At 57.5% G+C, this 26884-nt stretch carries 25 protein-coding genes and 1 pseudogene; 9 read left to right on the top strand and 17 right to left on the bottom strand.

Going from position 1 to position 26884, the window contains the following annotated elements; translation table 11 throughout:
* The first annotated feature begins 1 nt into the window (after position 1).
* Positions 2 to 466, top strand: coding sequence for a methylglyoxal synthase (locus tag CHB79_RS03905; protein ID WP_089358941.1), 465 nt, complete (start codon positions 2 to 4; stop codon positions 464 to 466).
* Positions 467 to 518: 52 nt separating this feature from the next.
* Here CHB79_RS03905 and CHB79_RS03900 read toward each other — a convergent pair whose 3' ends face one another.
* Positions 519 to 953, bottom strand: a complete 435-nt coding sequence (locus CHB79_RS03900) for a MerR family transcriptional regulator (protein WP_089358940.1) — start codon at positions 951 to 953, stop codon at positions 519 to 521.
* Between the two features lie 62 nt (positions 954 to 1015).
* On the opposite strand from CHB79_RS03900, the gene CHB79_RS03895 reads away from it, so the two are divergent.
* Complete coding sequence (locus CHB79_RS03895; protein ID WP_089358939.1) at positions 1016 to 1648, top strand: cation efflux transmembrane domain-containing protein; 633 nt, start codon at positions 1016 to 1018, stop codon at positions 1646 to 1648.
* A gap of 290 nt (positions 1649 to 1938) precedes the next feature.
* On the top strand, positions 1939 to 3474 hold the full coding sequence (locus CHB79_RS03890) for a nucleobase:cation symporter-2 family protein (RefSeq protein ID WP_010483376.1): 1536 nt from the start codon (positions 1939 to 1941) through the stop codon (positions 3472 to 3474).
* Between the two features lie 56 nt (positions 3475 to 3530).
* On the opposite strand, the gene CHB79_RS03885 is transcribed toward CHB79_RS03890, so the two are convergent.
* Positions 3531 to 4421 carry a LysR substrate-binding domain-containing protein gene (locus tag CHB79_RS03885; RefSeq protein ID WP_010483374.1) on the bottom strand — a complete coding sequence of 297 codons (891 nt, stop codon included), beginning with the start codon at positions 4419 to 4421 and terminating at the stop codon, positions 3531 to 3533.
* Positions 4422 to 4608: 187 nt separating this feature from the next.
* Between CHB79_RS03885 and dkgB the strand changes: the two genes are divergently transcribed.
* The gene (dkgB, locus tag CHB79_RS03880; RefSeq protein WP_089358938.1) at positions 4609 to 5409 is read left to right on the top strand and encodes a 2,5-didehydrogluconate reductase DkgB; all 801 of its coding nucleotides are present in this window, start codon (positions 4609 to 4611) and stop codon (positions 5407 to 5409) included.
* A 19-nt stretch (positions 5410 to 5428) separates the two neighbouring features.
* Here the strand turns inward: dkgB and arfB are convergent, their stop codons facing one another.
* Positions 5429 to 5842, bottom strand: coding sequence for an alternative ribosome rescue aminoacyl-tRNA hydrolase ArfB (gene arfB, locus CHB79_RS03875; RefSeq protein ID WP_010483370.1), 414 nt, complete (start codon positions 5840 to 5842; stop codon positions 5429 to 5431).
* Positions 5843 to 6001: 159 nt separating this feature from the next.
* Between arfB and CHB79_RS03870 the strand changes: the two genes are divergently transcribed.
* Entirely contained in the window at positions 6002 to 7063 is a 1062-nt protein-coding gene (locus tag CHB79_RS03870; protein WP_089358937.1) for a metal-dependent hydrolase, read from the top strand.
* A gap of 142 nt (positions 7064 to 7205) precedes the next feature.
* Here CHB79_RS03870 and CHB79_RS22355 read toward each other — a convergent pair whose 3' ends face one another.
* The 12 genes and pseudogenes from CHB79_RS22355 to CHB79_RS03815 form a co-directional block, all read right to left on the bottom strand.
* Entirely contained in the window at positions 7206 to 8072 is an 867-nt protein-coding gene (locus tag CHB79_RS22355; protein WP_425439575.1) for a methyl-accepting chemotaxis protein, read from the bottom strand.
* Positions 8064 to 8252 (bottom strand): annotated as a pseudogene (locus tag CHB79_RS22350) (HAMP domain-containing protein); the annotation flags it as partial. The pseudogene CHB79_RS22350 and the gene CHB79_RS22355, both read right to left, overlap by 9 nt.
* A 1254-nt stretch (positions 8253 to 9506) precedes the next feature.
* Entirely contained in the window at positions 9507 to 10967 is a 1461-nt protein-coding gene (locus CHB79_RS03860; RefSeq protein ID WP_010483362.1) for a sodium-dependent transporter, read from the bottom strand.
* Between the two features lie 127 nt (positions 10968 to 11094).
* The gene (gene maiA, locus CHB79_RS03855) at positions 11095 to 11754 is read right to left on the bottom strand and encodes a maleylacetoacetate isomerase (protein ID WP_089358935.1); all 660 of its coding nucleotides are present in this window, start codon (positions 11752 to 11754) and stop codon (positions 11095 to 11097) included.
* On the bottom strand, positions 11747 to 12730 hold the full coding sequence (locus CHB79_RS03850; RefSeq protein WP_010483359.1) for a fumarylacetoacetate hydrolase family protein: 984 nt from the start codon (positions 12728 to 12730) through the stop codon (positions 11747 to 11749). The genes maiA and CHB79_RS03850 overlap by 8 nt, the downstream gene beginning before the upstream one ends.
* A gap of 67 nt (positions 12731 to 12797) precedes the next feature.
* Positions 12798 to 13880 carry a 4-hydroxyphenylpyruvate dioxygenase gene (gene hppD, locus CHB79_RS03845; RefSeq protein ID WP_010483356.1) on the bottom strand — a complete coding sequence of 361 codons (1083 nt, stop codon included), beginning with the start codon at positions 13878 to 13880 and terminating at the stop codon, positions 12798 to 12800.
* Positions 13881 to 14194: 314 nt separating this feature from the next.
* Positions 14195 to 15427: a bifunctional alpha/beta hydrolase/OsmC family protein gene (locus CHB79_RS03840; protein WP_089358934.1), complete on the bottom strand. Its 1233-nt coding sequence runs from the start codon at positions 15425 to 15427 to the stop codon at positions 14195 to 14197.
* A gap of 137 nt (positions 15428 to 15564) precedes the next feature.
* Positions 15565 to 17343 carry an ABC transporter ATP-binding protein gene (locus tag CHB79_RS03835; protein WP_010483353.1) on the bottom strand — a complete coding sequence of 593 codons (1779 nt, stop codon included), beginning with the start codon at positions 17341 to 17343 and terminating at the stop codon, positions 15565 to 15567.
* Positions 17336 to 17938 carry a DsbA family protein gene (locus tag CHB79_RS03830; protein ID WP_176443137.1) on the bottom strand — a complete coding sequence of 201 codons (603 nt, stop codon included), beginning with the start codon at positions 17936 to 17938 and terminating at the stop codon, positions 17336 to 17338. Before CHB79_RS03830 ends, CHB79_RS03835 begins: the two co-directional genes overlap by 8 nt.
* Before the next feature lie 36 nt (positions 17939 to 17974).
* Positions 17975 to 18913 carry an oxygen-dependent tRNA uridine(34) hydroxylase TrhO gene (gene trhO / locus CHB79_RS03825; RefSeq protein WP_010483351.1) on the bottom strand — a complete coding sequence of 313 codons (939 nt, stop codon included), beginning with the start codon at positions 18911 to 18913 and terminating at the stop codon, positions 17975 to 17977.
* A gap of 202 nt (positions 18914 to 19115) precedes the next feature.
* Entirely contained in the window at positions 19116 to 19421 is a 306-nt protein-coding gene (locus CHB79_RS03820) for a BolA family protein (RefSeq protein ID WP_010483350.1), read from the bottom strand.
* 160 nt (positions 19422 to 19581) lie between these two features.
* Positions 19582 to 20088, bottom strand: coding sequence for a DUF2059 domain-containing protein (locus tag CHB79_RS03815; protein ID WP_010483349.1), 507 nt, complete (start codon positions 20086 to 20088; stop codon positions 19582 to 19584).
* Positions 20089 to 20336: 248 nt separating this feature from the next.
* Between CHB79_RS03815 and CHB79_RS03810 the strand changes: the two genes are divergently transcribed.
* From CHB79_RS03810 to CHB79_RS03795, 4 genes are all read left to right on the top strand, one after another.
* The gene (locus CHB79_RS03810) at positions 20337 to 21356 is read left to right on the top strand and encodes a DUF2804 domain-containing protein (protein ID WP_425439562.1); all 1020 of its coding nucleotides are present in this window, start codon (positions 20337 to 20339) and stop codon (positions 21354 to 21356) included.
* A gap of 89 nt (positions 21357 to 21445) precedes the next feature.
* Complete coding sequence (locus CHB79_RS03805) at positions 21446 to 22855, top strand: class II fumarate hydratase (protein ID WP_010483347.1); 1410 nt, start codon at positions 21446 to 21448, stop codon at positions 22853 to 22855.
* Positions 22848 to 23468: an NAD(P)H-dependent oxidoreductase gene (locus CHB79_RS03800; protein ID WP_089358931.1), complete on the top strand. Its 621-nt coding sequence runs from the start codon at positions 22848 to 22850 to the stop codon at positions 23466 to 23468. Before CHB79_RS03805 ends, CHB79_RS03800 begins: the two co-directional genes overlap by 8 nt.
* 204 nt (positions 23469 to 23672) lie before the next feature.
* Positions 23673 to 23882, top strand: a complete 210-nt coding sequence (locus tag CHB79_RS03795; RefSeq protein ID WP_010483344.1) for a DUF6316 family protein — start codon at positions 23673 to 23675, stop codon at positions 23880 to 23882.
* Between the two features lie 82 nt (positions 23883 to 23964).
* On the opposite strand, the gene CHB79_RS03790 is transcribed toward CHB79_RS03795, so the two are convergent.
* Together CHB79_RS03790 and pap are read right to left on the bottom strand one after the other, a co-directional pair.
* Positions 23965 to 25152, bottom strand: a complete 1188-nt coding sequence (locus CHB79_RS03790) for a thiolase family protein (RefSeq protein WP_089358930.1) — start codon at positions 25150 to 25152, stop codon at positions 23965 to 23967.
* 155 nt (positions 25153 to 25307) lie between these two features.
* Positions 25308 to 26795 carry a polyphosphate:AMP phosphotransferase gene (pap, locus tag CHB79_RS03785; RefSeq protein ID WP_089358929.1) on the bottom strand — a complete coding sequence of 496 codons (1488 nt, stop codon included), beginning with the start codon at positions 26793 to 26795 and terminating at the stop codon, positions 25308 to 25310.
* Between the last annotated feature and the right edge of the window lie 89 nt (positions 26796 to 26884).

Below are 26884 nucleotides of genomic sequence, written 5' to 3'. Positions count from 1 at the left end.
CATGAACCGCATCAGCTTTGTCACCGCCACCCTCGCTACCCGCAAGCGCATCGCCCTTGTCGCCCATGATCACTGCAAGGCATTTCTCCTGGACTGGTGCCAGCGTCACCGTGAAAAACTGGCCAATCACGAACTACTGGCCACCGGTACTACCGGCGCACTGTTGAGCGAACGCTTGAAACTGCCCGTCGATAGCATGATCAGCGGCCCACTGGGCGGTGACCAGCAAATAGGCGCGCGAATCGCTGAACGACGCGTCGATATGCTGGTGTTCTTTTGGGACCCGTTCGAACCACAACCCCACGACCCCGACATCAAGGCTCTGCTGCGGGTGGCAGCGGTATGGAATATTCCCGTGGCCTGCAACGAAAGCAGCGCCGACTACATGCTCAGCAGTCATTTGTTAGAACAACAACATTCCTATCGTATTCCCGACTACAGCAGCTATCTGGCTGAACGCTGTTAAGCAACCGCCCCAAACGCTACAGATTGGCGAGCAGGCTTGGCCTTGCAACAACCTAGGAAGCACCCTGCTCGTGAAGTGGCGCGCAACACTGGCGATTGTCGAGCGCCTCCAGCAACCTGCAGTGCTCGGCCTCGGAGCTCGTGCACTTGGCCATGCGAGATAACTCGGCCTGCATTTTTTGCAGGTCACGAATACGCGCCTCAATGGTCACGAGATGGCTTTGAACCAGTTGGTCCGCTTCTGCACAGGGGCTCTGTGGCCGGTTAGCCAGGTCCAGCAGGTTGCGTATTTCATCCAGGCTAAAGCCCAGCTCACGCCCCCGGCGAATAAACAGTACGCGGCGCACGTCCGCATCCTGGTAGTGGCGATAGCCAGAAGCAGTGCGCTGGGGTTCTGGCAGCAGGCCACTGCGCTCATAAAACCGAATCGTCTCAAGGTTGACGCCGCTCTGCCTACTAAGTGCGCTGATGGTAAATGGCTTGCTCATGCTTGACTCCGTAGTGACTACAGGGTTTAGCGTAGCGCTTATCGCATTCAAGGAGAAGTCTCATGGGCGCCAATTGCTGCAATCACACCCCGGATCCATCCACCCAGCAACAACCAGAACGCTATCGCACAATTCTGTGGATCGCGCTGGCGGTCAACCTGGGCATGTTCTTTATCGAGATTGCCAGCGGCGTCAAGGCTGGCTCGGTATCGCTGCTTGCCGACTCCCTGGACTTTCTAGGTGACGCCGCCAATTACGGGATCAGCCTCTGGGTGCTTGGCATGAGCATCGCCCTACGCGCCAGGGCCTCGTTGATCAAGGCGGTATCCATGCTGATATTTGGCGTTGGCGTCTTAACCGTGGCGGTCTGGCATGCCATAAGCGGACAGGTCCCCGAACCGCAAACCATGGGCCTTATAGGCACCCTGGCACTGCTCGCCAACCTGGGCGTAGCCGCCCTGCTCTACGCCTACCGTGAAGGTGACAGCAATATGCGCAGCGTATGGCTGTGCACACGTAACGATGCGCTGGGCAACATTGCCGTATTGCTCGCGGCAGTCGGCGTCTTTGGCACAGGCACCGCCTGGCCAGACTTGCTGGTTGCCACTGTCATGGCGTTGCTGGCGATCACCTCAGCCTACCAAGTCGCCCGCCAGGCCCAGCAGGAACTGAAAAGCGAGCACGCCCATACCTGACAGGAACCTGGCCCAGGCTCAGGCCGTCGCATCATCCAGATGGGGCGGCCTCGACCTTTTGTCGATTTTAAAGCAACGGATCGTACACAATAAATAAAACCACATACGTCAGTAATAAAAGATAAAAGCCCCGTTCTAGAGCAGCAAAAGCATAACCAGCCAGACATTTTGTGACTGACCGTTCGGACAGGTTATGATCGTTTTTCTAATAAATTGTATACAAGCACTAGCCAAAGCCCCCCTTTGTTCCCTACATTACGAGCACAAGAAAAAAACGGGAACACCTCACTATGCAATCGCCATCAGTTGAAAGTGCTTCATCGCAACGTCCTGAAGATGAGAACCTCGGTGTCGGAGCCAACATGGCTTACGGCTTGCAGCATGTACTGACCATGTACGGCGGCATTGTTGCCGTACCGCTGATTGTCGGCCAGGCCGCAGGACTATCACCCAGCGATATCGGCTTGCTCATCACCGCATCACTATTTGCCGGGGGGTTGGCCACGCTCCTGCAAACCCTGGGCCTGCCATTTTTTGGCTGCCAACTCCCCCTGGTCCAAGGCGTTTCATTCGCGGGTGTGGCGACAATGGTCGCAATTGTCACCAGCGACGGCGCGGGTGGCATCCCCGCAGTGCTAGGCGCCGTGGTGGTGGCCTCACTTATAGGGTTGTTGATTACCCCCATATTTTCGAAAATCACCAAGTTCTTTCCGCCATTGGTGACCGGCATTGTCATCACCACCATCGGCTTGACCTTGATGCCCGTAGCGGCTCGCTGGGCCATGGGCGGCAACAGTAACGCACCCGACTTCGGCAGCATGGCCAATATCGGCCTGGCCGCGATTACCCTGGTCTGCGTGCTGATACTGAGCAAGCTTGGCAGCGCAAGCATCTCGCGTCTGTCGATCCTGTTGTCGATGGTGATCGGCACCGTCATTGCCATGACCCTCGGCATGGCGGACTTCTCGCGCATTGGCGACGGAGCCTTTGTCGCCATGCCCAGCCCGTTCCATTTCGGCATGCCGACCTTCCACATCGCCGCCATCATCTCGATGTGCATCGTGATCATGGTGACCCTGGTCGAAACCAGCGCGGACATTCTTGCCGTTGGCGAAATCATCGAAACCAAGGTTGACTCCAAACGCCTCGGCAACGGCCTGCGCGCTGACATGCTGTCAAGCATGCTGGCCCCCATATTTGGTTCGTTCACCCAAAGCGCCTTTGCCCAGAATGTCGGCCTGGTCGCAGTGACAGGCATCAAAAGCCGCTACGTGGTTGCCACTGGCGGCCTGTTCCTGGTGTTGCTCGGCCTGCTTCCGGTCATGGGCCGGATCATTGCAGCAGTACCGACCTCGGTTCTCGGCGGCGCTGGCATCGTCTTGTTCGGCACCGTGGCCGCGAGCGGTATCCGTACGCTGTCCAAGGTCGACTACCGCAACAACATGAACCTGATCATCGTCGCGACCTCCATCGGTTTTGGCATGATCCCAATCGCGGCGCCCAGCTTCTATCATGATTTCCCAAGCTGGTTTGCGACCATCTTCCACTCGGGCATCAGCTCGGCTGCAATCATGGCGATCGTGCTCAACCTGGCGTTCAATCACTTCACCACCGGCAACTCCGACCAGCAGTCAGTGTTTGTGGCCGGTACCGAACGCAGCCTGCGCTACCGAGACATCGAAGCGCTCGAAGACGGCGACTACTTCAAGAGCGGCAAGCTGTTCAATGCCCAGGGTGAAGAAGTGCCCATCATCGGCAGCGATGCACCAAGCCCGCATTCAAACCCTAGCGATGCCCGGACCGGCATGCCGACCGAACAGGTCTAGCCTGTGGTTCAAACAAAAAAACCGGCCTTGCGCCGGTTTTTTTGTGGATCTGATCCTCACTGCTCAAGCATTTGCTCGCTCAGGTAATCAATAAAGCAGGCAATGCGCGAAGCCAATGCCGTATTGCGGTAGTAAACCGCATTGATCGGCTGACGCACCTCCAGGGTCGAAGACTTGAGTACCTGTTGCAGCCTGCCGTCTTTACGGTCCTGCCCGGTCATGAAATCTGCCAGGCACACTATTCCGGCATCGGCCAGGGCCAGTTGCCGCAAGGTCTCACCACTTGATGCCGACAAACCAGGGTTGATCAGATAGGAATTACCCTGCCCGCAGCGTAGCGGCCACTGGTTCAATGACTCTGGCTGGGTAAAACCGAGCAGACTGTGCAGATGTAGCGCCTCGACTGACCTGGGCTCACCATGGCGCTGCAGATAGCCGGGGCTGGCCAGGACACGCAAGGTACTAGTGGCCAGGGGACGTGCATGCAGCGTTGAGTCACGCAGAGGACCGATACGAATGGCAATATCGGTCCGCTGCTCAAGCAAGTCGATGATCTGGTCGCTGCTGTTGAGCTCAAGCTGAATATCCGGATACTGCTGACGAAACCCCGCCACCAGCGGCACTATGCTGTGCAACATAAAAGGCGCAGCAGCGTTGACTCGCAAACGCCCGGCCGGGCGCTGTCGACGCAAAGCCATTTGCTCTTCGGCTTCTTCCACAGATGCCAGGATCTTGCGTGCCTGGGCCAGGAAAACCATGCCCTCCTCGGTAACTTCCAGGCGCCGCGTGGTTCTACGCATCAAGGTTACATCGAGTTTTTCCTCGAGCCGGCTCAATGCACGGCTCACGCCCGAAGCGGTTTGCTCAAGTTGCTCGGCAGCCGCCGTGATGGAACCGCTGTCGACCACCATCACATAAGCTTGCAATTCATCTAAAGTCGTTTTCATTCGTGAACTTTAGTCAATTATGTTTGACCTGTAACCCTATTAATACGCATGAATAAAGCCTGCAAACTCAAGCCAATCCAAACCTGCAGAACCCCTGCCTTGCAACGCTAAAACTAAACGATGAGCCCGTTAGGCTGTCAGCTAGGTTATCGCGCTAGATTTTTACCCATTACCTAAGGAGCAAATAATGTCTCTTCCAGCATTTGGCCTCGGCACATTTCGCCTCAAAGACCAGCAAGCCATAGACTCGGTAACCATGGGCCTCGAACTCGGCTACCGGCACATCGACACTGCACAGATCTATGGCAATGAGGCCGAAGTCGGCCAGGCAATTGCTGCCAGCGCGGTGGCACGCGACGACCTGTACCTTACAACCAAGATCTGGACTGATAACCTGGCTGGCAATGCACTTATTCCAAGCCTCAAGCAAAGCCTGAGCAAGTTGCAGACCGATTATGTCGACCTGACCCTGATCCACTGGCCTTCGCCCAAGGATGAAATCCAGGTCAGCGAATACATGAGCGCCCTGCTTGAGGCCAAGTCCCAGGGCCTGACCCGCGAGATTGGAATTTCCAACTTTACCATCCGGCACATGCAGCAAGCCTTTGAAACGGTCGGTGCCGAGCAGATCGCCACCAACCAAGTCGAAATACACCCCTACCTGCAAAACCGCAAAGTGGTTGAGTTTGCCCGGGAAAATGGCTTGCAGCTAACCGCCTACATGCCATTGGCCTACGGCAAGGTGATGAACGATGCGCTATTGCAGCGTATCGCCGAGTCTCACAACAGCACCCCGGCCCTGGTTTCGCTGGCCTGGCTGCTGCAACAGGGTTTCGCCGTGATTCCGTCTTCAACCAAACGCAGCAACCTGCAAAGCAATCTGCAGGCGATGAACCTTAAACTGAGCGAAGCTGAAATGGCTGAAATTACGCAACTCGACTGTGGCGAGCGCCTGGCTAATCCTGGCTTTGCACCTCAATGGGACTAACCCGGGCGTTTGCCCGTGACTAAAAATCCACACGCCCGCGCCCTGCCTTGATCGCGCCACGCTTGGTCTTGCCTTCCAGCCGACGTTTCTTGGAACCGAGGGTCGGCCTGGTTGGGCGCCGGGCTTTCTCGGTCTTGCCTGCGCTTAGGATCAACTCGCACAGGCGCGCCAGGGCATCTGCACGATTCTTCTCCTGGGTGCGAAACTGCTGGGCCTTGATGATCACCACGCCATCGGCCGTAATCCGGCTATCACGCATCGCCATCAACCGTTCTTTATAGAACGCTGGCAGTGACGAAGCCTGGCTGTCAAAACGCAGGTGCATGGCGCTGGACACCTTGTTGACGTTTTGCCCGCCCGCGCCTTGAGCCCTGATTGCGGTTAGCTCGATCTCATCATCAGGAAGCTGAACACTGTTTGAAACCACCAGCATGGCAAGACCTTGCACAAGAATTTACCTGCACAATACAACATCAGTTGGCGCCGATCTGGATATTCAGGTCGAGATTGAAATGTTTTTTAGTACATTTCGCTGCATTGCCGCAGGCCAGATCCGGTTAACCTAGGCGCTGCCCGATCACGAGGACTCGCAATGGATTCGCTTACACAGGTGGTGCTTGGTGCCGGTATCCAGGGCGCGTTGCTCGGTCGCTGGCAAGGCCGCAAGGCACTGCTCTATGGCGGCCTGCTCGGCACACTGCCGGATATGGATGTACTGATCCATTACGGCGACGCCGTCGCTCAGATGACCTATCACCGCGGCTTTAGCCACTCGATATTCGTCCTCAGTGGCATAGCACTGCTGTTGACCCTGCTGATCAGGCGCTTTGCGCCCACCCCCGGATATTCCACCCAGCGATTATTGCTGACGCTCTGGTTGGTACTGGTCACCCACCCGCTGCTCGACAGCTTCACCAGTTATGGCACTCAGCTGTTCTGGCCAATGACCACCACACCTGTTGCCTGGTCGAGCATATTTATAATCGACCCGCTCTACACGGTGCCATTGCTGGCAGCGATGCTGCTGGGCCTGATCTACGGCCTGGGCGGCAAGGCAGGCAAGGCGCCTGCAATTGCTCTAGCCATTTCAAGCCTTTACCTGGCCTCCAGCCTGGTGGGCAAGAATGTCGCCGAACAGCGTGTCGAAACCCAGTTGCGCCACCAGGGCATCCAGGCGCAACAGATCTTCAGCACGCCGACGCCTTTCAATACCCTGTTATGGCGCGTGATCGTTATTGATGGCGATAACTACTACGAGGCGCTGTCCGGCTGGTTTGATACCGAGCCCCCGACCCTTGAGCGCATCCCACTGGGTACAAATCTGGGCAAGTCGCTGGCTGGCTCACCGGCGCTGACCCGACTTAGCTGGTTTACCGATGGGGTATTGCGTTACGACCGTATCGGTGACCACCTGATCGTTACCGACCTGCGCCTGGGGATGACCGGATTTCACCCATTTCGCTTTGATTTTGCCCACTGGCAAGACGGCAAGTGGCAGGTTCAGGATGAGATCCAGCGTTGGCCGGTTGAGCGCGGCGACCTGAATCGGCTCAAGCTATTGTGGACGCGGATTTGGCAACCACAAACATCTGTACCCCTGGCACTTTGGGCCAGTGAACTGAGCAAACCCCTGATAAGCCAGAACAAACTCTAGGGCGGACAGCGCTTTTCTGTCCGCCATTTGCGCCATCCGCCCCCAGGCTTGCGTTGCACAAGCTTCGCGTTGTCGCACCCTACTCGACCGGCCGTTGAGTGAACGAGGCTTATGCGTCCACTCAATGGCTAGCATCGAAGGCTTACTGAACCCTGAATTGCTTGACCAGGCCTTGCAGCTCAACACCCAGGCGCGCCAGCTCGGCGCTTGAGGCGGCGGTTTGTTCGCTGGCCGAGGCGCTTTGATCTCCGATGTCACGAACCCGGGTGATGCTCTCGCTGATGTTTTCCGCCACGCTGCTCTGCTCCTCGGCAGCGGCTGCAATCTGATGATTCATCTGCTCGATGGTGCTCACCGACTGGGTAATTCGGCCTAGCGCATCGCCGGCCTGACCAGCCAGCACTACGGTACGCTGGGTCAGGCTCAGGCTGCTGTCCATCTGGGTTACCGCATCCTTGGCCATCGATTGCAGGCCAGCAATCAGCGTTTCGATTTCCTCGGTGGAGCTGTAGGCGCGTTGCGCCAGCGCCCGGACCTCATCGGCAACAACCGCAAAACCGCGCCCCTGCTCGCCCGCGCGCGCCGCCTCGATGGCCGCATTCAAGGCCAACAGGTTGGTCTGCTCGGCGACGGAACGAATCACCTCAAGTACGCTGCCGATGCGCTCGCTCTCCAGGTTCAACGCCTGGATGGCCTGGGCGGATTGCTCGACCTCACCGGCCAGGCTATTAATCTGGCCCACCGCCTGCTGCACAACTTGATTGCCCTGCTGGGCCTCTTGATCGGCCTCACGTGCGGCGACGGATGCCTGGTCCGCATTCTGCGCAACTTCCTGCACAGTCGCGGCCATTTCATGCATTGCGGTTGCCGTCTGTTCGGTTTCGAGCTTCTGTTCTTGCACACCGGAACTGGTTTGCGCCGTGATAGCCGAAAGCTGCTCGGCGGCGGCCGCAATCTGCCCCACGCCACCGCCAATGTGGCCGATCAGCTCACGCAAACTCAAGGTCATGCGCTGCATGGCTGACATCAACTGGCCGACCTCATCGCCACGGTTGCTCGCGATGTTCTGACTTAGATTGCCCTCGGCAATCTGCTCGGCAAAGGTCACGGCTTGGCGCAATGGCGTGACAATCGAGCGGGTAATCAACAACGCGGCCAACACACCGATAACAGTGGCCGCTATGGCCATAACAATCAGAGCTAGCAATGCTTGATTGCGAATATCGAGCATGCGCTCATCTTCAGTTCTCTTCGCCGCCTCCACCAGGCTCAACACTGCCTGGGCCTTTTCCAGCATGGTTTTTTCAGCGCTTTCGCCCTGGCTGATCACCTGCTGGTAATTATAAAACGCTTGCTGATAGACCTTCAGTGCATCCAGGGCGGCTGTAATCGAGCTCTTTTGCTCATCAGTAAGCCAGATCATCAGGTTGCGCGCGACGGTTTCCAAATCCTCGTTGGTGTACTTCCAATCCTTCAAGGCGTCCGCAGATCTATCAATGATGTACAGGCTTTCATTACTGCGCAGGTCCAGCATGCGCTTGCTCAAGCCTGAAGCGGTTTCCGCCAGGGTCAGGGGGTCGCTGCCCTTGAGATTGTCGCCCTGCAAGCGCAACTCACGCACGGCGTCATACATTTCAAACTCAATCACATCAAACTGGTCACGGGCCTCGCCCGCGGCCTTGCTCATTTGCTCACGGGCAGCGCGCGATTGATCGTTGAGCCGCACAAAAGCATCGAACTGCTGCTGGTATTGGCCGACCGCTTCATCCATGGCTTGCAGTTGGGCTTTCTGGTCAGCGTCCGCAGAGCTGGCCTGGGCCGCGATCAACTGCTTGACCAGGGTTAGCTGCTGGTTGGTTCTGGCAGCAGCCTCGGCGGTTTTCTTTTGCGCAAAGGCGGCCTCGAAGCGACGCGCCTCCAGGACTGCCACATCGATTTCCGAGAATTGGCTAACCTGCTCGTGCCGACTCGCGACAGCCTCCACAGCCCAATAGCCGGTCAAGGCAACGGCCAGCGTTAACAACAGCACCAAGGCGAAACCGCCAAGCAGTTTTTTACCTACGGCAAGGTCTGTGAAGAGGCGTGTAGCAGACGAAAACATGGGGCACTCCGTTATATTTATTCACTGAGTTCGCCAGCCGGTTAGCAAGATTAGGCTGGCACAGTGCTTGTTGGACCTTGTTCCATCGCAAGGCTTGTGCCATCAATCCGCCATAACCCGCAAGAGCCTCTATTACGGGCACAACAAAGCAACAGACAATCCATGGATGAACAAATCACAACATCCAGACGTGCTGTATCGGCAGCTTTACGCCGAGCTTGACCCGATGCTGGCGGAATTTCGCCATTAATTCAGCGTCAATAATTTGCCCAGCTTTTCCCTGGCATAAAAAAAGCGTGCGGTTTTCGCCGCACGCTTATTGCCTGCCAACTGCTCGTTCGATTAACGCCCTGCCAACGCTGGCATCACTCGCGGACGAAACAGTTCGCCCAGGATGGTCAGCACGCCAATGGCCCCGGCAATCCAGTACCAGCCAGCGATAGGGTCGAAGCCCAGCCATCCCAGTGCGTTGAGGAACACGATCATGATCAGCACCGGGCACACGTAACGCACCATGAACAGCCACAGCGCGTACCCCAGCGGCGGCAGGTTCAGCTCGTCACGCATGATCTCGTCACGCAATGCATAACCGGCAAACAAGACGATGAAGATACCGCCCAATGGCATCATCCAGCGTGACGTCAGGTAATCCAGCCAGTCGAAGAAGTTCTTGCCCATTGGCGTCCAGCCCGCGAGCAGGTTGAACGAGAGCATCGCCAGCAAGCTGATCACCAACAAGACCGCGCCCGAAACCGCGGCGGACTTGACCCGGCTGATACCGTGTTTTTCATTGAGATAGGCCACAGTGGCCTCGATCATTGAGATCGCCGAGGTCAGCGCGGCAATCGACACCATGGCAAAGAACAGTACGCCGAAGGCAGTGCCAAAAGGCATCTGCTGGAATGCCAGCGGCAAGCTCATGAAGATCAAGCCAGGCCCGGCACTCGGGCTCATGCCGTTGGCGAAGATAATCGGGAAGATGGCCAAGCCAGCCAACAAGGCCACAGCGGTATCGCAGATGGCAACCATAAAGGTGGTCCGCGCAATCGACTGGCCGTCCGGGATATATGAGCCATAGGTCAGAATCGCCCCGGAAGCCAGGCTCAGGGTGAAGAATGCATGACCCAGGGCGGCAAGCAGCGCTTCGCCAGTGATTTTCGAGGCATCAAAGCTGAACAGAAAGTCGAAGCCCGCCGAGAAGCTACCGCTGGTCAAGGCATAGCCGACCAATGCCACCAGCATTACCGCCAGGCCCGGCATCATCCAGCGCACCGAGTTCTCGATACCCTTCTGTACGCCTTTGCCGACAATCCACAAGGTCAACAGCGCGACCAGCACGCTCCAGCCGCCGAGCTGCCAGGGATTGGCGTTGTGCGCTTCAAACACCGCGCCCAGGGCATCAACGCTGGTGGCTGCGAGCGAGCCATCAAGCATTTTCCAGGTGTAGGCAAAGGCCCAACCGGCAACTACCACGTAAAAACACAGAATCATAAACCCGGCCAGCATGGCCATGCCGCCAACCGCCTTCCACAGCGGATTGCCGCTGTTCTCCTTGACCACGCAGCCAATTGCATCGATGGGGCTGCCGCGACCACGGCGACCGATGGCGATCTCGGTCATCATCACCGGAATACCAATGGCCAGGATGCAGGCAAGGTACATCAGCACGAAAGCGCCGCCGCCGTACTCACCTGTGATATAGGGGAATTTCCAGATATTGCCCAGGCCCACGGCGGAGCCGGTTGCAGCAAGAATAAAGCCCCAGCGGGAGAGCCAGAGGTTTTTAGGTTTTTCTCGGGTCATGCGTCACCTGTTGTTTTTATCTGTGACGGGATCTAACCCGCTGCGCTTATGGCGCGGCGGAGTGATGAAGAGTTCAGCAGCGCCAGCCTTGGCTGGCACGCCTCTCTCCCCGCAAGGCTGGTAAACCTTAGGTTGCGTCGGGTTGCACCTCCGGAGCCGCCTGTTTGAAGGCTTCGAGGGCTTCACAACGCGCCGTCATGGCGAGAATGCGCGGATACGCATCGAGGTCACAGTTAAAACGGCGCGCATTGTACACCTGTGGGGTCAAACAGGCTTCTAGATATCCAGGTCTCTGACCAAGGGACAACTTGCCATCAAATACCGCCAACCCCTGCTCAACCGCCTTCAGGCCACTGTGCACCCAATGTTGGTACCACTGCGTCTTGGCGTCATCGGCAACGCCCAATTCGGTCGAGAGATACTTCAGCACGCGCAGGTTGTTCAGCGGATGGACGTCACAGGCGATGTGCAGCGCAAGCGCGCGCACTTGCGCACGCAATGCTGGCTCGGTTGGGAGCAGTGACGGCACTGGAAACACTTCGTCAAGGTATTCGATGATCGCCAGTGACTGGGCAATCTTGGTTTCGCGTCCGCAAACGTGATCAACCAGCAGCGGCAACAGGCCTTGGGGGTTCATCTGCTGATAGGCTGGCGCCAGTTGCTCACCGCCATCCTTGACCAGGTGCACCGCCACCTGCTGGTACGCAAGCCCCTTGAGGTTGAGGGCAATACGTACGCGGTAAGCCGCACTGGAGCGCCAATAGGAATAGAGCGTCAGCTCAGCCATCGTAGCGTTCCACGACCTGGTCAATAGCCCCGAAAATGCTTTGTCCGGCGGCATCGAACATTTCAATACGCACGCGATCGCCAAACTTCAGGAACGGAGTCTTGGCTTCACCCTGCTCAATGACTTCAAGCATGCGCTTTTCGGCCAGGCAGGATGACCCTGAGCTGCGGTCATAGTTGGAGACAGTGCCCGAGCCAATGATGGTGCCACTGCCCAGCGGCCGGCTTTTTGCGGCGTGTGCAACCAGCGTCGGGAAGTTGAAGGTCATGTCGGTGCCTGCATCCGGCTCGCCAAATAACTGGCCATTGATATGCGAAACCAGTGGGCGATGGACCTTGCCATCCTTCCAGCTCTCGCCAAGCTCGTCCGGAGTCACGGCAACTGGCGAGAAGCTCGATGATGGCTTGCTCTGGTAAAAACCAAAGCCCTTGGCCAGCTCGCCCGGAATCAGGTTGCGCAACGACACATCGTTGACCAGCATCAGCAGTTGCACATGGCCAGCGGCCTCGGCAGCGCTAACGCCCATAGGCACATCGTCGGTAATTACCGCCAGCTCGGCCTCAAGGTCTATGCCCCAAGCCTCGTCGGCCATGGGAATCGGGCTGTGCGGGGCGATAAATGCATCAGAGCCGCCTTGATACATCAGGGGTTCGTGCCAGAAGCTCTCTGGCATTTCGGCACCGCGCGCCTTGCGTACCAACTCCACATGATTGACGTAGGCGCTGCCATCGGCCCAGTGAAACGCACGAGGCAAGGGACTGTGGCAAGCGCTTTGCTCGAAGGCGAACGCTTCGGCTTCAAGGCCGTCGTTCAAGCGCTGATAACGTGCTTCGAGTTGCGGACGGATAGTATCCCAATCATCCAGGGCGGCCTGTAGCGTCGCGGCGATGGTCGGGACTTTGAGCGCGCGGCTGAGATCGCGCGAAACCACGACCAGTACTCCGTCGCGGCCTTGCTTGAGTGAGGCTAACTTCATAATCGAACCTTAAATTGGCAGAAGCAGCTGACGCAGCTTGAAGCGCTGCGTCAGTGGTGCATGGAGCTTAGTCGGCGGCGATCACACCGCGACGTACCTGGTCTTCCTCGATCGACTCGAACAAGGCCTTGAAGTTGCCCTCGCCGAAACCTTGATTACCCTTGCGCTGGATAATCTCGAAGAAAATCGGGCCAATTACCGTATTGGTGAAGATTTGCAGCAAGATGCCGTCATCGCCTGGCGCACCATCGATCAAGATGCTCAGCTCGCGCAGCAGTTCAGTCGACTCGCCATGGCCTGCAACGCGGGTGTCAACCTTGTCGTAATAGGTGCCTGGAGTGCTCATGAAGTCCACACCATTGGCGCGCAATTGGCGAACGGTGGCGAAAATATCATCGGTACTCAGGGCGATGTGCTGGATGCCCTCTCCCTGGTACTCGCGGATAAACTCCTCGATCTGCGACTTGTCATCGGCCGACTCGTTGATCGGGATGCGAATCTTGCCGCAAGGCGCGGTCATGGCCCGCGACAACAGGCCGGTGAGCTTGCCTTCGATGTCGAAATAGCGAATCTCGCGGAAGTTGGCGATGCGCTCGTAAAAGCCGGACCAAACATCCATCTGGCCGCGCTTGACGTTATGAGTCAGGTGATCAAGCCCCATCAGGCCCACGGCATTGTCCTGCGGTGTACGGCCTTCGATGAACTCAAAGTCCACGTCATAGATGGTGTTTTCGCCAAAGCGATCCACCAGGTACAGCAGCGAGCCGCCAATACCCTCGACACATGGGATATTCAGCTCACCGAAGTTGGCGTGGCTACCCACCAGCTTGGCGCCTTGCGACTCAACATAAGCCGCCGCCTGTGCAGCATTTTTAACCCGGAAAGCCATGGCACAGGCGCTTGGGCCGTGCTTGAGGCCGAACTCGCGAACATGGCCGGTCGGGCTGCCGTTGAGTACGAAGTTGATGTCGTTCTGCTGGAACAGAAAGACTTCCTTGGAACGGTGCTTGGCGGTTTCGGTGAACCCCATGGCAGTGAACAGCTCGCGCAGTTGCTCGATACCTTCGGGCGTCGGAGCGGTGTACTCAACGAATTCGAAGCCATCGGTACCAATCGGGTTGTGCTGTTCGATTTTATTCACGGCGTTCATTGCGCCTCCTTGTTGTTCTCGGGCGGTTGTGGGCGGCCTCGCAAGCTGCCCTAGTGCAGCCATAACACCCTTAGAACGCCGGGCGAACAAGCACCTAGGCCCCAACCAGAAGCACCCCAGGCCTGCTTGCGCGGCACGTTTTCCTTACACCCTGGATTTATGGCAACAGCCAGCTATTCGGCGCCCAACACCCGTAAACTTATCGTTACAAGGCGGTTCAATAAGCTGCCATTGCAGCGCGCAAGCTAACGCCTGGCAAACCCCAGATAGCAAAAAACCACCCGCAGGTGGTTTTTTGCTTGTGCGGCACCAGCCTATTTGGTGCGCTCCAGTTCAGTGGTGATCACTGGGTCGGATTCAAGGGTTTTATGTACCGGGCAGCGATCGGCAATCTTGAGCATGCTTTGGATCTGCTCCTCGGTCAGCTGGTCGCCCTTGAAGCTGATAAAACGCTGGATTCGCTCAATCTTGCCCTCTCGCCCTTCACACTCGCTGCAATCCTGGGCATGGATACGCTCATGAACCAGGCGAACGTCGATATCTTCAAGTGGAATTCCCTTGCGCGTGGCATACATGCGGATGGTCATTGAGGTGCAAGCCCCCAGGCTCATCAACAACAATGCATAAGGCGTGGGACCCAGATGGGTTCCACCGACACTTTTCGGCTCGTCGGATACAAACTGGTGGGCGTTGGTATAAAGACCGCGCAGGAACTGCTTGTCCAGCTCAGTCACCAACACATGGCCTTCTTCAAGATCTGCGGCGACGGGTTCTGCTGCTGGCACCTCGACATAACGCTCGGCCCAGGCGGCAAGGGTCTTGGCCACATAGCGCGCATCTTCTTTCTTGCTCAACAGGTGATCGGCCTGATCCAGCGACACATAGCTTTTAGGGTGCTTGGCCGCAGTAAAGATCTTCGCCGCCTCATCCACAGGAACAATGCTATCGATTGGGGAGTGAAAGACGATCAACGGTCGACGCAGCCGCGTGATGTGCTGCAAGTCGGTGTATTGATCCAGGTCTTCGATGAGCTGCTTCTTGATCGAAAACTCACGCATGCCAAGTTTGACCCGAGCCTGTCCCTGCGCTTCGATCTCGGCTTTGGAACTGCTGAACAAGTGCTGCACATGATGCGCTGTCGAAGGTGCGGCAATGGTTGCAACGGCTTGCAATGACGGAATTTTATCGACCGCCGAAAGTACTGCGGCGCCACCAAGGCTGTGGCCGATAATCAACTTCGGCGCGGCATACTCGGCCTCGAGCATTTTAGCGGCGGCAACCAGGTCTTCGACATTGGAGGTGAAATTGGTATTGGCAAAATCACCGTCACTATTGCCAAGCCCGGTGAAGTCGAAACGCAGCACGGCAATGCCCTGGTCAGCCAGCTCACGGCTGATCCGCGACGCGGCGGCAATATCCTTGCCACAGGTAAAGCAATGGGCAAAAAGCGCGTAGTACTTGACCGGTTGCAGGCTATTGGGCAACTCCAGCAAACCTGCCAGTTGCTGCCCCTGACTGCCAGTAAACTCGACTTTGACTCGATTCATTTAGCTATCCCTTGTGTGTGCCTGGGCCACTCCGTACTCAGCCCGAGTTTGATAAGACGACGCCTCATTCGACGTTGATCTTGCGCATTTATTACGCCGACTGACCCACGGCTAAATGCTGCCTGCCTAATCCTAGACTACTGCTGCAAATGCCCATACAGGCGGGCATAAAGACCACCATCGGCGATCAACTGATGATGATCGCCATCCTCGGCGATGCGCCCACCATCAAAAACCAGGACACGATCTGCCTGCTTCACCGCGGACAACCGGTGCGCGATGATCAATGTCGTGCGCCCGACCAGGAAATTACTCATGGCTTTATGCAAGGCGTACTCGGTGGCGGCATCCAAGGCAGAAGTTGCCTCATCGAGAATCACCACCTTTGGCTCTGCCAACACCATGCGGGCAATGGCCAGGCGCTGGCGCTGACCGCCCGATAAACGCACCCCGGAACGGCCAACAATACTGTCGAGCCCCTTAGGTAGTTGCCGGATCGTAGACGCCAACTGGGCGATTTCCAGTGCGTGCCAGCATTCATCCTCACTGCGCTCACGGCCCATGCACAGGTTGGCGCGCACCGTGTCATTGAACAATGCCGGGTGCTGCAAGACCACCGCCACATTTTCCCGCACTCGCTCAAGACCTATGTCTTGCAGGCTTGCACCGCCGTAGCGAATCGAACCACTTTGCGCGCTGTACAGCCCCAGCAACAGCTGCACCAAGGTACTTTTGCCGCCACCGCTGGCGCCGACAATGGCAACTTTCTCGCCCGGCGCAATGCGCAGGTCGAGCTGGTCGAGCACCGGCTCGTCCTGGTAGGAAAACGTCAGCTTGTCGATCTCGATGCCAAGGGTCTGGCGCCCGCTAAAAGGATCGCAGGCGCCGCTGTATTGCGGCTCATCGGCGCGCGCCAGCAGCTCGTTGATCCGTGACAACGCGCCACCTGCCGCATAAAAGGCGTATTGCAGGCTAAGCAGTTGCTCGACCGGGCCAATCATGAACCACAGGTAGCTGAACACCGCGAGCATCTGCCCGATCGACAGGTCGGAAAACAGCACGGTGAGCATGGCCGCCGCCCGGAACACGTCGATGCCAAACTGGAAGAGCAAACCACTGGCACGGCTTGAAGCATCGCTTTTCCACTGTGAGGCAACGGCAAAATTGCGCACCTCTTGTGCGCGCACGCCCAGCCTGCCGAGAAAAAAACCTTGGCGATTGCCAGCGCGAATCTCCTGGATTGCATCCAGGGTTTCGGTCAATGCCTGGGTGAAGCGCGAAGTGCTGTCGTTTTCGAGCTTCTTCAAGTGCTTGACCCGCTTGCCCAGTTGCACCGTGGCATAGATGACCAGCGGATTGAACAGCAAAATCAACAAGGCGAGCTGCCAGTGCATCCACAGCAATATCGCCGAGGTTCCTGCCAGCGTCAGGACCGCCACCAAAAAACGGCTGAGGGTTTCGCCGACGAATTTATCCAGGGTGTCGAGGTCGGTGACCAGGTGCGTCGTCACGGTACCGCTGCCCAGGCTTTCGTATTCTGCGAGGGATATGCGCTTGAGCCGTTCGATCAGGCGTATGCGAATCCGGTACACGATGTCTTTCGACAGCCGTGCAAACAAGCGCGCCTGCAGCACGTTGAAAACCAGGGCACTGGCGCGCAACAAAAAGGTCAGCGCCAACATCAGGGCGATGTAGCCAACTGCGGTTTGCCAGGCAACGGGAAGAAAATTGTTCATGACCTGCAACGCCGAATCACCCTGCTTGAGCAGGACCTCATCGACCAGCAAGGGCAATAACAACGGAATAGGCACACTGCAAAGTGTCGCCAACACAGCCACGGCATTGGCCAGGATCAACGCTTTACGATGCCTCAAGGCCAGCCGGCGAATTTCCGACCAGCTCAACCGGTCACGCATTGGCAGCGCGCTCTAGCCAACGTGCCAACAAGGGCGACAAGCTGTCGAGCGGCTGATAGCCATTAGTCACTAATGCAAGCTGCCCATCACGCTCGGCCAGCAGGGTTGGGAAACCCGCGATTCCCAAATCCTGGACCCAGGTGAAGTCATCAGCCGTGGCCGCTTGCTGTTCGACACTGTCGAAGGCCTCGGCAAAGACGATACGCGGCAGGCCAGCCTCTTCGGCAAGCTCAACCAGCACACTGGCCTGAGTCACATCGCGACCTTCGGCATAGAACGCCTGCTGGATCAGCTTGACCAGCGGCCAGGTGCTTTGCGGATCAAGGCTGCGCGCCGTCACCAAAGCCCTGCAGGCAGGCTCGGTGTTGTAAACAAAGCCATCGGGCAAGGCACCATCAAAGCTGAACGGCTGGCCGGTCGCATCGGCGACGGCCCGCCAGTGTTCAAGAATGTAGTTACGTGTGCTGTTATCCAGCGCCGCGCCATTGCCTGTACGCAAACCACCGGCAATCAGGTGCAGTTCAACACCCTGGGCCTGAGCCTGCTCCGCGAGGGACTGAAACACCGGGGCAAAGCCCCAGCACCAGGAGCACATCGGGTCCATCACATACAGCAGGCGAGTTTGCATGGCTTAGCCTTGTTTTTTTGATCGTGGATTGAAGCCAAGGGGGTGCGGCATATTGCGCTGCCTGGCCAATTCAATCTGCTTTTGTCGCTCGCGGGCACCGGCGCGGGTTTTCTCTGGCAATGAGTCCCAGCAATACGGGCAGCTCACGCCTGGGGTGAAAAACTCTGACTCGCGATCGGTTGCCGAAATCGGCGTACGGCACGCGTGGCACTGATCGTATTCGCCTTCTGTCAGGTCGTGCCGAACAGTGACCCGGTTGTCGAACACGAAGCAATCGCCCTTCCAGCTCGACTCTTCCTGCGGCACTTGCTCAAGGTATTTGAGAATCCCGCCCTGCAGGTGATAGACCTCCTCGAAGCCTTGATTGAGCATATAGCTCGAGGCTTTTTCGCAGCGAATACCGCCGGTACAGAACATCGCGACTTTCTTGTGCTTGGCCGGATCGAAGTTGGCCTTGATGTACTCGGGAAATTCGCGAAAGGTCTTGGTCTTGGGGTCGATGGCCCCCTCGAATGTGCCAATCGAAACCTCGTAATCGTTACGAGTATCAATCAGCAGCACCTCTGGATCGGCAATCAGCGCATTCCAGTCTTTAGGCTCGACATAAGTGCCAACCTGCTTGTTCGGATCAACGCCTTCAACGCCAAGGGTGACGATTTCCTTCTTCAGCTTGACCTTGGTGCGATAGAAGGGCTGCTCATCGCAATAGGACTCCTTGTGATCGACATCGGCCAGGCGCGGGTCCAGTGCAAACCATGCGAAAAGACCATCAATGCCTTCGCGGCTGCCGGAAACAGTACCGTTGATACCCTCTTCGGCCAGCAACAAGGTGCCCTTGACCCCGTTTTCAATCAGGGTGTTGAGCAAGGGCTCACGCAGTTCATGGAAATCCGGCAGGGAGACGAACTTGTACAAGGCTGCAACGACAATTTTGTCGGTCATGCTTTTACTTCCTCAGTAGTCGCCCACGTAAAGGGCGGACTGGTGGTTAATGAACAACAACACCGGCCAAGGCCGGTGCGGGGCATAGTTTAACGTTTTTATGGCCGTGGGCGCAGCTTGTCGGCCATCACTCCGAGACCGAAACGGTCAAAGAAGGCCCAAGCCTTGGCAATATCTACAGCGCTAAATGATGGGAGACGCTCTAGTGGTCGTGCTTACTGCCACCCAAGCAGCTTGGCGAAGCTGGTGCGCTGGCATTCTTGGCCCACTCTTGCGCGGTGTAGGTGTGCAACGCCAAGGCATGGATCTGGCCCATCAGGTCACCCAGGCTGGCGTAGACTTTCTGATGCCGCTTAACGGCGTTCAGCCCCTGAAACTGCTCACTGACAATAATCGCCTTGTAGTGCGTCTCCAGGCCACGGCTGTGCATGTGGCTTTCATCCAGCACTTGCAGATGCTCGGGCTGCAGGCTTGCCAGTGCAGTCTCAAGCTGTGCTTGCTTGGTCATCTTCAACTCCAAAATACCGTTGCGACACTTAGCGCATGCTGACTTGATTGCAGCGCAAAAAAAATGACTCCGGCAGTGAGTTTACGAAGTGTAAAGCTCAAGCCAAAGTCATTTTTCAGCATCCGGCAAAATCGCCTGGATCTAGCGCAGGTCCAAACCCTCAGGACTTGGCTTTTTTGGAGCCTAGCTCCTTGGTCATGTCTTCCAGCAGTTTATTGACCTTGGGCACCGCGGGTTCGAGCTTGCCCTGGGTCAATTCAGCCGACTGCGCGGTAAGGCGCGGCATGGTCTTGAGCACTTTCTCACCGACCGGAGACTCATAGAACTTGATCAGTTCCTTGAGTTCCTGCTCGGTAAAGTTGCTGGTGTAGAGCTTGACCAGATCAGGCTTGACCTTGCTCCAGCTGATCGACTGGTCGAGCACCGCGTTAGCCTTGGCTTGGTAGGATTCAAGCAGCGCCTTTTTTTCACCGCCTGCACCGCTTTGCGCAAAACGCTGGGCGAACATCTGTTGCACCTGGGCGTAGACAGGCACGGCTAGCTTGTCGGCATGGGCCAACTGCAAGAAACGCTCAGCGTCGGCTGCGTGGCTGGCTGCATCTGCGAACACCTGGGCACTGGCGCACGACAGCACAGCAGCAAGGCATAGAACCGGAAAACGAGGCATTGGCAACTCCTGACAATAGGTTTGAATCGAGTTTGACAGCCGCTGGGGGGATTTTGTGCCCCCGCACTGAACAATTTGTAAAATCAGCCCACAACAAACACAAGGTTCAGGTCTTTGTGCGCCCCATCACGAAGCACTTCAAAGCAGATTGCCATGACTTGAAGCCGTTCACTATGCAAGGGCATTCTCGGCCGCATAAATACTCTATTATTACGGGATTGTGGCGCGATCGCGCTGCACCCACACGGATGTGTACGATGAACAGTGCCATTACCATTCCCGCTGCCCGCCAAACAGACTTGTGCCTTCACAACGGCGCACTCAACCCCGATGCCATTGGCTGGTCAAACCGTCCGCAGGTCAACTGCAGCCTTGTACGCCATGCAGGTCGGCGTAAACGCTGGAACCACTGGTGCTTCACCACACCCGGCTGGATGCTCTCCGTCACCCAGGCCAACCTTGATTACCTGGGGTACGGCGCGGCCTATTTTCTTGACCTTGAAACCGGGCAGTCGGCCAGTTTCAGCCAGATGCGCATTCTCGCTCGCGGCTGCCAGCTCCCCGACCATCCCCAGCAAAGCCATGCATTCAACCAGCGCAACCTGTCATTCCAGCTCAGCGAATATCCCGGACGCGCCTGCTTGAGCCTCAGCGCCAGCGAGGCAGGCAGCCAGCCGCTGGAAATCCTGCTGGATATCCAGCGGCCATCCCACCTTGAGTCAGTCAACCTGGTCGCGCCCATGGGGCCAAAACGCTTTCACGCAACCTGTCGCCAGCTCGGCTTGCCTCTGAGTGGTCGCGTGCAACTGGGCGAACGTATCTACAGCTGCATACCTGGGCAAAGCTTCGCGGCAATGGATTTCGGACGTGGCGTCTGGCCGTTAAACAGCCATTGGAAACGTGCGGCATTCGCTGCCCCCGGCGGCATTGCTGGCAATTTCGGCACCGACTGGACCGACTACAGCGGCCTTTCTGAGAACGCCCTGTGGTTTGGCGGTGAGTTGCAGCAACTTGAAAACAGTGTCGAGATAACACCGATGAAGTCCGGCCCGCTGGCGAACTGGAGCATCAAGGATGCGGATCAGCGGGTAAACCTTAGGTTCACCCCGCGCCAGCTACACCAGGCCGCACCGCACCTTGGGCTGCTTTATGCAGATACGCGGCAATGGTTTGGCCACTTCGACGGCGACCTGATCAGCCCGCAAGGCGAACATGTACCGGTCAAGGCCGCACTTGGCTGGCTCGGGGCGACCGATGCGCGCTGGTAAACCCACAATCTTGCCAATATCGGACGATCAGGGAACCTGCTGCGCTTAAATGCAACCTAAACTGGCTAGTACGCTAACTGGAGGATGTCATGAGCAGCCACACCAAACCTGGCCGGACCGAAACAGACAGCATTGGCCCGATTGAAGTACCCGAAGATGCCTATTGGGGCGCCCAGACCCAGCGTTCACTGATCAATTTTGCCATTGGCCAGGAGCGGATGCCGCTGGCAGTGCTGCACGAACTGGCACTGATCAAGAAAGCCGCCGCGCGGGTCAATGACCGCATTGGCGACCTGCCACAAGATATAGCCCGGCTTATCGAACAAGCTGCCGACGAAATCATCGCCGGCCAGCACGACGACCAATTCCCCCTCGTGGTCTGGCAAACCGGTAGCGGCACACAAAGCAACATGAACGTCAATGAAGTGATTGCCGGGCGCGCTAATGAGCTGGCAGGTGGCGAACGCGGTGGCAAAAGCCCGGTTCACCCGAACGACCATGTCAATCGCGCACAAAGCTCCAACGACAGTTTCCCCACCGCCATGCACATTGCCACCGCCCGGGCGGTGACCCAGCAACTGCTGCCAGCCATCGCCGAACTGTCGGGTGGGCTTGCCGAACAGTCCGCACGCCACGCCAAGCTGGTGAAGACCGGCCGCACCCACATGATGGATGCCACGCCAATCACCTTTGGCCAGGAGTTGTCCGCCTATGTCGCCCAGTTGGATTACGCTGAACGTGCGATTCGCGCTGCCCTGCCCGCGGTCTGCGAGCTGGCCCAGGGCGGCACGGCAGTGGGCACAGGCCTGAACTCGCCACCGGGCTTCAGCCAGGCAATCGCTGCGGAGCTGGCTGCGCTCAGTGGCTTGCCACTGACAAGCGCGCCCAATAAATTCGCCGCCTTGGCGGGTCACGAACCCTTGACCAGCATGTCCGGCGCCCTGAAAACCCTGGCTGTGTGCCTGATGAAAATCGCCAACGACCTGCGCCTGCTGGGCTCGGGCCCTCGCGCAGGTTTCGCCGAAGTGAAACTGCCAGCCAACGAGCCAGGCAGCTCGATCATGCCGGGCAAGGTCAATCCAACGCAGTGCGAAGCCCTGTCAATGCTGGCCTGCCAGGTGCTGGGCAATGATGTCACCATCAGCTACGCCGCCAGTCAGGGCCACCTGCAACTGAACGTGTTCAAGCCGGTGATCATCCACAATATCTTGCAGTCGATCCGCTTGTTGGCCGATGGTTGCCGTAATTTCCAGCAGCATTGCATCTCGGGCCTGCAACCCGATGCCAGGCAAATGGCCAAGCACCTCGACAATGGCCTGATGCTGGTGACCGCGCTGAACCCACACATCGGCTACGACAAAGCTGCTGAAGTTGCCAAAAAAGCCTATCAGGACGGCACCACCTTACGTGAGGCCGCTGTGGAGCTGGGCCATTTGAGCGCCGAGGAGTTCGACCAGTGGGTTCGCCCCGAAAACATGCTGGAACCCCGACATGACTGAGCCGGCCAGAAGAGGTGCCACGCCCAACGAGGGAGATGGCAAGCGCATCCTGATCATCCTTGGCACGCCGAAAAGCAACAGCCTGTGCCACGCCTTGAGCGATGCATATGCCCATGGCGCCCGTGGCGAAGGCCATGTTGTTCGCCTGCTGCGCCTTGGTGAGCTGAGCTTCGACCCGGTGCTGCGCAATGGCTATGAAAGCACCCAGCAACTCGAGCCGGACCTGCTCGAAGCGCAAAGGCAAATCCACTGGGCCGAACACTTGCTGGTCATCTATCCGGTTTGGTGGGGTAGTCAACCCGCTCTGCTGAGCGGCTTTTTCGAGCGGGTGCTGATGCCGGGCTTTGCCTTCAAGTACCGTGCGGACTCACTGCTCTGGGACGAGCTGCTCAGCGGCCGCACGGCCGATATCATGATCACCCTGGATACCCCGTCGTGGCACATGCCGTGGAAATATGGCGCGCCTGGCCTTCATCAAAACACCCGTGCCATTCTCAACAGCTGTGGCATAAAGCCGGGCCGGCTCATCGAGTTCGCCCCTATCCGCACCGCTTCCGAGGAGCAGCGCCTGGACTGGCTGCGCAAAGCTGAAAACCTGGGCGCGCGAGTCTAATCTCGCCAAGGCGGGTCTTAAACGTCACAAAACCGCCGCCAAAATACCGCTAATTGTAGATAAATCACCATTAAAACAACCGCTTATCGCCCAGCAAGGCAAATTATCCATTGCCGATTAAACTCATAAAACCCATGCCCTTAAAAGAGCCTCCGGAAAAGTTGCGCAGTCGTTTTCAGAGGTTCCCTAACCGAGGATAGATACATGCTAGGCCAGCGCGCCATAGACCCCGGACCTGACGTGCACTACCGCAGTGACCGCATCAGTTCGGTAAACGGTCAGTACTTCTTTTCGACCCGCGAGGGCACGCTTGAAGGCCCCTACTTCACCCGCGTTGATGCCGAGCATCAGATAGAACGCTACGTCCAGCGCATGATTCAATCACACCAGTTGATTGAAAGCCGGGCCTTCTGACACCTGCAAATCGCACCCCAAAAAAAACCGCGCACAGGCGCGGTTTTTTTGCGGTTCGACGTGGACGATCAAGGCACCTTGATCAACCGGTATAGGCCTCGAACAAGCCCGCAGCCCCCATGCCGCCCCCCACACACATGGTCACCACGCCATAACGCAATTCACGGCGCTGAAGCTCACGGATCATGTGCCCGACCAGTCGCGAACCGGTCATGCCGAAGGGATGGCCAATGGAGATGGAGCCACCATTGACGTTGTATTTCTCGTTATCGATGCCCAGTTCGTCACGGCAATAGAGGCACTGCGAAGCGAATGCCTCATTGAGCTCCCACAGGTCGATATCGGCAACCTGCAAACCCTTGGCCTTAAGCAGCTTGGGCACGGCATAGACCGGCCCGATACCCATTTCATCAGGCTCACAACCGGCCACGGTGAAGCCGCGGAAGTAAGCCTTGGGCTTAAGGCCCAGCTCCAGGGCTTTATCCAGGCTCATGATCAAGGTCATCGAAGCCCCATCGGACAGTTGCGAGGCGTTGCCGGCGGTAACCGAACCGTCGTCGGCAAACACCGGCTTCAAGCCTGAGAGGCTTTCCAGCGTGGTGTCCGGGCGATTGCAATCGTCGTGATCAACCACGCCTTCGACGATGGACTTCTCGCCAGTGGCTTTGTCTTCGACCTGGTAACGGACGTTCATCGGTACGATTTCGTCTGCAAACAACCCGGCTTTTTGCGCCTTGGCCGTGCGCTGCTGGCTTTGCAGGGCAAGCGCGTCCTGGGCTTCGCGACTGATGTTGTAGCGGCGCGCCACAACCTCGGCAGTGCGCCCCATGGGGTAATAAATCCCGGGCACATTCTCCTGCAGGATCGGGTTGTAGAGATTGTCCATGTTGATGCTTTTCAGGGTCAGGCTGATCGACTCGACGCCCCCCGCAACAATCACTTCGCTGCAACCGGAGGCGATCTGGTTGGCGGCGATGGCAATCGACTGCAAGCCTGACGAACAGTAGCGATTGAGCGTCATGCCGGCCACATTGGTGCCCAAGCCTGACAACACAGCCACGTTACGCCCGATGTTCATGCCCTGGGCGCCTTCATTGGAGCCCGCGCCGACGATACAGTCATCCACCAGTTGCGGATCGATACCGGTACGCTCAAGCAACGCGTTGACGCAGTGCGCTGCCATGTCATCCGGGCGGGTCATGTTGAATTTTCCACGGAATGACTTGGCCAGACCGGTTCTGACACTTTCAACAATCACGACTTCTCGCATGGCGGTTCTCCTTGAAGGTTTAGAGGGCCGCGGTAGGCAGAGCCGCGACTTAGTGCCTTGAGCATAAGTTCGTACAATGCTTGTGCGCGACAATCATTCATCAGGCATATGCAAACCCCTGGGGTTACGCGAATAAAGCTTGGTACGCACCAGCCTTAATCCTTCGCAAACGCGGCCTCAAGCGCATCATTGATGGTGCGTATCACCTTCACCCGGGCAAAGTGCTTGTTATTGGCCTCGACCAGGGTCCAGGGCGCGATGGAGGTACTGGTGCGATCAACCATGTCTTCGACCGCATCGCGATACTGGGGCCACTTCTCGCGGTTGCGCCAATCGTCTTCGGTGATTTTGAAACGCTTGAATGGGATTTTCTCGCGTGCCTTGAAGCGCTCAAGCTGGGTACCTTGGTCAATCGCCAGCCAGAACTTCACAACCACTGCGCCAGCCTCGACCAGTTGCTCTTCAAAATCGTTGATCTCACCATAGGCACGCAACCAATCGGCTGGCGAAGCATAGCCTTCGACCCGCTCAACCAGCACCCGGCCATACCAGGACCGGTCGAATACGGTGAACTTTCCGCGCGCGGGTATGTGTCGCCAGAACCGCCACAGATACGGCTGGGCCAGCTCTTCATCAGTCGGCGCAGCAATGGGAACAATGCGGTATTGGCGTGGGTCCAGTGCTGCGGCTACACGGCGGATCGCACCGCCTTTGCCTGCGGCATCATTGCCCTCGAACACAGCCACCAGCGAGTGCTTGCGCATCTTTTTATTGCGCATCAGGCCCGATAAGCGCGCCTGTTCTACCGCCAGTTGCTCCTTGTAGTCCTCCTTCTCCAAAGCCTGGCTCAGGTCCAGGCTATCAAGCAGGCCATTGCCTTCAAGGGATGAGGTCAAAGGCGCCGCGTGGGGCTGTGGCACTGGTCGGTCTTTGCTCTTGAGCGCAGCTTGCAAGCCTTCCAGCAGGATTCGACCAACTGTGAGGTTGCGGTAGTTTTCATCCACGCCTTCGACCACGTACCAGGGCGCATAATCGCGACTGCTACGGCGCAGGACACGCTCCCCGTAACGCACAAACTTGTCATAGGTTTTTGATTGCAGCCAATCCAGTGGGCTGATTCGCCAGCTGTGCAGCGGATCATCCTGCAAGGTCTTGAGGCGCACATCCATCTGGTCTTTGGACAGGTGAAACCAGAACTTGAAGATCAATGTCCCTTCATCGCAAAGCATGCGTTCAAGGCTTTCTGCGCTGTCGATAGCCTGATCCAGCGCAGCATTTTTCAAGCGTCCGTGAACCCGTGCCTGGAGCATTTGGCTGTACCAATTGCCAAACATGATGCCGATCCGACCTTTGGCAGGCAGTTGCCGCCAATAGCGCCAGGCCGGAGGCCGCGCCAGTTCCTCGTCGGTCGGTTGATCAAAGGTGCTGACCTCGATCAGTCGTGGGTCCATCCATTCGTTGAGCAGCTTGACGGTCTCGCCCTTGCCTGCGCCTTCTATTCCGTTGATCAGGATGATCACGGCAAAGCGCTTTTGCTGCTGCAACTCATATTGAGCCTCAAGCAGCGCCTCGCGCAGCGCGGGCTCGGCATCATCAAAGGTTTCCTTGTCGATCGTGCGACCAATCTCTGCGGACTCGAACATGTGCATCTCCCTGAACTTATCGCTTCAGACTAGCGGATTAGCCCTGGGGTTGTCTTGATTATGCAGCCACTCAATACACACTAAAGCGC

It is taken from the genome of Pseudomonas segetis (genome assembly GCF_900188155.1).
GTDB lineage: Bacteria > Pseudomonadota > Gammaproteobacteria > Pseudomonadales > Pseudomonadaceae > Aquipseudomonas > Aquipseudomonas segetis.
This window is presented reverse-complemented; position numbering and strand designations above follow the sequence as displayed.